General features: G+C 62.1%; 3 protein-coding genes and 3 pseudogenes. 3 read left to right on the forward strand and 3 right to left on the reverse strand.

What is annotated here, in order from left to right; all coding sequences use genetic code 11:
- Positions 1-546: 546 nt before the first annotated feature.
- Positions 547-1,527: a tyrosine-type recombinase/integrase gene (locus NKJ72_RS30550; RefSeq protein ID WP_352480745.1), complete on the reverse strand. Its 981-nt coding sequence runs from the start codon at positions 1,525-1,527 to the stop codon at positions 547-549.
- An 813-nt stretch (positions 1,528-2,340) separates the two neighbouring features.
- Positions 2,341-2,943 carry a site-specific integrase gene (locus tag NKJ72_RS30555; RefSeq protein WP_352480746.1) on the reverse strand — a complete coding sequence of 201 codons (603 nt, stop codon included), beginning with the start codon at positions 2,941-2,943 and terminating at the stop codon, positions 2,341-2,343.
- A gap of 294 nt (positions 2,944-3,237) precedes the next feature.
- Here NKJ72_RS30555 and NKJ72_RS30560 point away from each other — a divergent pair, with 294 nt between their 5' ends.
- Positions 3,238-4,119 (forward strand): tyrosine-type recombinase/integrase, encoded by an 882-nt coding sequence (locus tag NKJ72_RS30560; RefSeq protein ID WP_352480747.1) that lies wholly within the window; start codon positions 3,238-3,240, stop codon positions 4,117-4,119.
- 12 nt (positions 4,120-4,131) lie between these two features.
- Positions 4,132-5,331, forward strand: a pseudogene (locus NKJ72_RS30565) (IS91 family transposase).
- Positions 5,332-5,728: 397 nt separating this feature from the next.
- Here the strand turns inward: NKJ72_RS30565 and NKJ72_RS30570 are convergent.
- Positions 5,729-6,049: pseudogene (locus NKJ72_RS30570) on the reverse strand (IS66 family transposase); the annotation flags it as partial.
- 192 nt (positions 6,050-6,241) lie between these two features.
- On the opposite strand from NKJ72_RS30570, the pseudogene NKJ72_RS30575 reads away from it, so the two are divergent.
- Positions 6,242-6,433 (forward strand): annotated as a pseudogene (locus NKJ72_RS30575) (IS110 family RNA-guided transposase); the annotation flags it as partial.
- Positions 6,434-6,728: the final 295 nt, after the last annotated feature.

Consider the following 6,728-nt stretch of genomic DNA (forward strand, 5'->3'; position numbering starts at 1 on the left):
TCCTTGGGCCGGAAACTGCGAGACCGCTATGGTCGTAACGGATCCTTCACCGTGTCCCATGCAATCGGCGTGCCACCGACGAGGTGCGAGCAAGAGCGGCAAACCAGGTGTTTCCCGCCGCAACGGCGGAATACTTGCGCCTCAGTATGTCGGGTTCCGAACATAGACGTCTTCAACCGGATACAGCTGAACACGACAGACGTCGAATGACGACGGTCGCCTCTCGTGCCAAACTCGAACGTCCGCTCGACGATGATAGTTCCCTGGCGATCTCACTAACGACGCGCTCGGCATCGGAGCATCACCTAGGATCACGCGGTTTGCGCGCAGGATCCAATGGTACTGGGTGGTCGAGGACGCCGCCGCTACATCGAGTTTGCCGGTTGCTATCTACGGATTTGGTGGCGGGGAGTCCTTCAAAAGTATCATCACATGAAGCGTGACGCTTGTAATGGCGTTTGCTCGGTATGGCGAGGACGCGCTGGACAAGGGCGCTGTGGGCCGGCTCCTCGAAGGACACGAACCGGGAAAAGGAACGAATGGCTGTTAGGCGCAAATTGCGCGTCCTGGCACTGACGCCTCGCTTTGTCTCGAGATCGGCGAGGAATGCGCTGATGAAAGGGGCATTGAGATCGTCGAGGATGAGGGTGACGGGAGCTTGCGGAGCCGCGCCTGTGCAAACCTGAACAACAGCCGGAACGTGTCTCTGTAGGATGCGATCGTGTTGGCACTGACATTGCGCCTGCCGCATGAGCCCTCGGTGAAGTAGCGCTCGACGAGGGGGCGACATTGCGGCTCTGCTTCATGGCCTGATCTCCCACCGCTGGTCAGGCGCCCTGCCGCCTCTTCCATCAACTCCGGACAGGCCGAGAGATACCAGTAGGTGTCGCACGCAGGTGTGACCGAGGTAGGTAGAAAGCACTGGGAGACGCTGCTCGACGTCGGTCCCTTCGCGATACCAGCCGAGAAGCGTCTGGATGGCGAAGCGATGGCGGAAGTCGTGAACCCGGGGCCCCGCGTGATCGTCCGCACGCGCAGTCCGATCTCGCGGGACAAACGCCAGAAAACACGATGGACATATTGGTGGAGCAATCGGCCGCCGCGCTCGGCCACAAAGAAGTGCATCCCGCAGTGCGACCCGAGGTGAGCATCCCGCCGCTCGGCGTAGCTGCGGAGAGCCGCGCAAGTCGTAGGATGCAAGGGCACAAGGCGCGACTTACCGAACTTGCTCTCTCGGACTGTCAGCACGCCCTCGTCAAGGTCGACGGCGCTGCGGTGAAGCCCGATCGCTTCGGACAGACGCAGGCCTGTCGCTGCGATCGACCTGAACAGATAATGGTAGGTCCATCGTCGCAGACCGTTTGCAGACGGCAGGGCCAGCGCCGCCGTCACCAGCGCGTTGATCTCCACATCGCTGTAGAGATAGGGCTTGGCGCGCTTCAGGGGCGGTAATATCCCGGCGGGCGGCACTTCCGTCTCCGGATTGGTGTTCGCGAGATGGCGCGCGAAGCCCCGTACATCGGTCAACCGCAATGCCCAAGTTGCATGCCAATCGGCCGGCAAGGTCGCCCAGCCTATGGCCAGCTTCCTGGTGATGGTCGCAGCTTTTGTGGCGCTCCATGAAGGAGACGAAGTCGGCGAGCCGCCGTGCCTGAGGCTGGTACTTGTATCCGAGCCCTTGGCGCATACTCAGATATTGCTCGAGTGCCGATCGCAGAGTGGTCATTGCACGCCTCCCGGCCATGGCAGGCTTAATGTCCGGAGCGCCTAGATATCCACCTTCGCGTAGATGCGTGTTAGTGTCATGGCTCTCGTGTCGCAGTGGCTGGCCGATCTCCGACAAGGGCGCACCGGATCGGAGAAGCTCGTTGGCAAGGCTGTGGCGGAAGATATGTGCCCCGTGGTGTGCGTAGCCGCTGATTCCGGCACGCTTGAGCGCAGCGTTGGCGATCATCGTGATGGCGCAGCCAGAGGCGAAGCCAACATTGGGCGCCAATGTGCGGAGAAACAGCCGGCGACATGGTGAGGCCGGACGGCCATCACGCAGGTAGGCAACGATGGCTGTGCCGACGTCGGGAGGCATCGGCATCCGTGCTCGCTGCCGGCCTTGGCGCGAATGAGCATCTCCCCCGATCGCCGGTCGATATCATCCAGGATGAGGTCGCAACCTCGTTGGCGCGCAATCCAATGGCGTAATCCCGCCGCCCCATTGCCGTGGTTCGATCGCAACAATCGGGGACCTTCCGAACCTGCGCGGCGGAGAGATAGGTCGGCAGGCTTGCGAGCCTCCATCGCCTGATGGAGGGCGCGCAGCCGGCAAGAGCGAGAGGGTGCAACCCGCTATGATGGAGATATCGGAGAAAATGCGCGCAGCGACCAGCACATTCCCTTCCCGGATGCCGCGCTTCCATCCCGAGCGTGGCGTGCGATGTAGCCGGTGACGTCCTCCTGACTGATGTTGCCGAGATCGCTGGCACCGGCAGGGCTCACCTCGCGCAGGAAGCGGCGAATGACCAGCAGGTGGGAGATGATAGACCTTGGCGCCAGCCCGCGTTCCTGTCGCAGATAATCGCTGAACCCGGCAAACACCCGGTCCTCCGGGATGATCGGCGGCAGTGGCGCAGGTGCAATCATGCCCGCTTCGCGCAGCACCGTCAGCAACCGATTCAGCGCCGCCCGGTCGCCCCGCTGGATGCATTGCTTCCCCGCTCGATGCTTAACATACCGTTCGACCACACGCCCATCGAGATCGGTCAGCTTCAAACGGCTTCTTTCGATCCAACTCAGGAGATCGCCGACCAAGTTCAGGCATCGCCATGTGCCGTGGCGAGCGAGCTCGTCTTTCACTAACTGCGCTGCGTAGAGCTCGACGAGGTGTCCGTGGTGTCCCCTCTTCAGGCGCCGAAACAGCCGGCTCCTGCCCAAATACTCTTCTGCAATCATGTCCTGTCCCCCGCTGTTGAAAGCGGAGGCAGGAGACAAACTATGCCGAGCCGATTACGGCCGCTCACGATGAATCCTGGGGAAAACGAGCCCATTCGGCATAGGTCGGCGGTCGGCATAAACCGCAATGGACTAACCCGCTCCGCGATTGCGGAGCGGCAAGGAGGCTGTGTGCCGACGGCGTGGTGTTGATCGCTTCGTCTGTCGCGCTGGTCATGTGTCCACAACAAGCCCCGACTGCGTCAGCATGGAGTGGCTGCTTGCAGCCTATTCCATCCGACAAAGGAGCTTGTCATGACCCAACTTCGCCAGCGCATGAGCGAGGACATGGAGGTGCGCAACCTCGCGTTCAACACCCAGCTGTCGTATCTGCAACAGGTCTCGCTGTTTGCCCGCCACTTCGGCAAGTCTCCGGACTTGCTCGGGCGAGAGGATATTCGGACCTATCAGGTCTATCTGGTCAACGAGAAGAAGCTGTCGCCCAGCTCGATTCACACCGCCATTGCGGCGCTGCGCTTTCTCTACAATGTGACGCTCGATCGGAACTGGGCGCCTGAAGAGGTCCTCCCGCTTCCCAAGAAGCCGCAGAAGCTGCCGATCGTGCTCAGTCCCGAGGAAGTTCAGCGGTTCGTCGGTTGCGTCCTCGACGTCAAACACCACGCCATCCTGACCACTTGCTATGCCGCCGGCTTGCGCATCTCGGAAGCGGTTCAGCTGAAGCCCACGGGCATCGACAGCCAGAGAATGGTCATCCGCGTCGAGCAGGGCAAAGGCCAGAAGGACCGCTACGTGATGCTGTCGCCCAAGCTTTTGGAGATCCTGCGCGATTACTGGAAGATGCGGCGACCGAAGGAATGGCTCTTCCCCGGCGATCGTGCCGACCAGCCGATTACCAGGAGTGCGGTGGGACAAGCCTGCGCGAAAGCGCACGACCTCTCCGGATTGTCCAAACCGGTCACGCCACACAGTTTGAGGCACGCCTTCGCCGTGCATCTGTTGGAGGCCGGTGCCGACGTGCGCACCATTCAACTGCTGCTCGGTCACAGGAGTCTCGCGACCACCGCCCATTACCTGCGAATTGCCACCAACAAGGTCTGCGCCACCTCGAGCCCCTTCGAGCTCTTGCCGCGTCCGGCGCCCACCCTGCCGCCGCCTGCCAAGCCGCAATACTTCTGAGCGGTCGCGGCAATGGCCCGCTCGGGGCCGGAAGTGGCGGATATCTTCCGCTGCTACGGCGAAGCCTATCGCGCACAGCATGATGCGTCGCTGTCGACCGCCCAGCGCCGCGTCATGACGTCGATCGAACTGTGCCGGACCGCCGCGCTCGGCGGGCACGTCGAAGCATGTGATCAATGCGGCCACCGGCGCATCGCCTTCAACAGCTGCCGCGACAGGCATTGCCCCCGCTGCCAATCGCTGGCCCGCGCACAATGGCTGGAGGATCGTCGCGCCGAGCTTCTCGACACCCAATACTTTCACGTCGTCTTCACGCTGCCGGAGCCCATTGCCGCCATTGCCTATCAGAACAAGGCACTCGCCTACGGCCTGCTCTTTCGCGCCACTGCGGAGACGTTGCGGACGATCGCCGCCGACCCCCGACATCTCGGCGCCGAGACCGGTTTCTTCGCCGTGCTGCACACCTGGGGCCAGAACCTGCTTCATCATCCGCATCTGCATTGCGTGGTCCCAGGCGGCGGCCTTTCTGCCGACGGCGATGGATGGGTCGCCTGCAAGCCCGGTTTCTTCTTGCCGGTCCGGGTGCTCTCGCGCCTGTTCCGACGATTGTTTCTGGAGCACCTGGAGAAAGCCTTCGACGCCGGCCAGTTGAAGTTCTTCTCTGACTTGCAGGCCTTGAGCGAGCGCGATGCCTTCCGGCGCTATTTGGCGCCGCTACGAAAGGCCGAGTGAGTCATCTATGCCAAGCCGCCATTCGCCGGACCCGAACAGGTCCTCGACTACGTCGGCCGCTATACGCACCGCGTCGCCATTTCCAACAATCGCCTCGTGGCCATCGAGGATGGCAAAGTCGCTTTTCGCTGGAAGGACTATCGGCACGGCAGTCGGCAGAAGGTCATGACCGTCGCGGCCGACGAGTTCATTCGCCGCTTCCTGCTACACGTCCTGCCCCAGGGCTTCCATCGCATTCGCTACTACGGCTTCCTCGGCAATCGCTATCGCGCGCAAAAGCTCACCTGCTGTCGTGACCTGCTCGGCATGCCAGTTCCCGAGCCGTCCGACAGCCGATCCGCAAAGGACTATCGCGACCGCTACGAGGACCTCACCAGGCATTCCCTCAGGCAATGCCCGGCGTGCCATCTCGGGCAGATGATCATCATCGAGACATTCGACGGCGTCACCGGACGCCCGCCATATCAGGACACGTCATGAATCAAGGGCGTCGCCTTCCTTGTCATCAGCATCGCGCCGGCCCGCTCGGAAGCCAAACTGAGCCGGTCCCGCAAAAGTGTGCGCCGTCATCACCGGCAACCTCTCCCAGGCAGGGCGACGGCGCCGATCCTCATATGCCGGAACCGATATCCGTGCCGCTTTCGGCGCACGCCACGCCTTCAATCGCCGGGTCCGCGACCGCATCCGCACCGCCACGCGATGCCTGTTATGGGTGCGGCCCCAATTGAAAACCCATAGCGGCCACCCGTGCCGGCGGCTTAGTCCAACACGTTTTTAGCTCACCGTCGCGATCCAACGCAGCGCGCTCTCGCCACCCGCCTTTCTGCGCGACGCCAAGCTAAAAACGCTCTGCATTATGCCGCGTGCGGCATAACGCCGTCTCGATCAGCGAAGCGATGACGGCCCAGTGCTCTGCGCCGCCGTCGGATCCAGCGAAGAGCGGATCGAGCGTTCGACGGTATTGGAGTCGATCTCGACGCGGCCGTCGAAGAAGCGGGAGAGGCCTTCCCAGCGCGAGAGCGTCTAGCGGATCGCCTCTGCGAGCTTGGTCTTCTGGCTGATCAGGCCGAGCTTCTCGCGCAGCCAGGGCTCGAGCTGAGTGACGGATAGGCTGGCTTCTTTCCTGGCGCACGGCACGGCGCTCATCCGCCGGCGCGGGACCGGCAGCTGCCTGTTCATAGAAGCGCCGCCGGACATGATGGCATGGACGCCCCCTTCCGCTTCAGCCCTATTGTGAGGAGCACGGGGCGCAATCGAACAGATAGATGAAGTTCACGTGGTCGGCCTCGACATTGCCAAATCAGATGGGGTGGTTGCCGCCCTCCCAGACGGCATCGCAATGTGCCAAGAAAGTGGTGTTCACAGCAACTGAGCGGAAAGGACGGCAACCGTGACGAAAGATACAATGATTGGGGTGGATCTGGCAAAGACTGTCTTTCAGCTGCACGGCGCGTCGATGACGGGGCAGCTCAAGTTTCGCAAGAAGCTGTCGCGGCAGAGTTTTGGCAAGTTCATGGCCGAGCAGCCTCCCGCAATGGTCGTGATGGAGGCGTGTGGCAGCGCGCATTACTGGGCCCGCGAGGGAGCATCGTTGCTGTCTTGTTGGGCTAGGCGTTGAGGAAGGCCTTGGCATGGCCTCGCGCACAGAATTCCTGACAGTCCCTCCAGATATCCATCAGCTCCAGGTCGACCGTTGGTAACGCCCGCTTGTGCGGTTTGAGAAGGCGGTGCCCTTCTCGTCATCAGCCAACCGCGCATTGAACCTATGCTGCCAGCCAGATCAACGAAAGCTAGCGTGTCTGGGCAGCAATTGCATGGCAGGCGCATCTCTTCCCCGGAGCAGCAAGTCGTTTCCTTGTGGCCGCCCCTAAAGACCA

The sequence above is a fragment of the Mesorhizobium sp. M0045 genome, assembly GCF_040323385.1.
Taxonomy (GTDB): domain Bacteria; phylum Pseudomonadota; class Alphaproteobacteria; order Rhizobiales; family Rhizobiaceae; genus Mesorhizobium.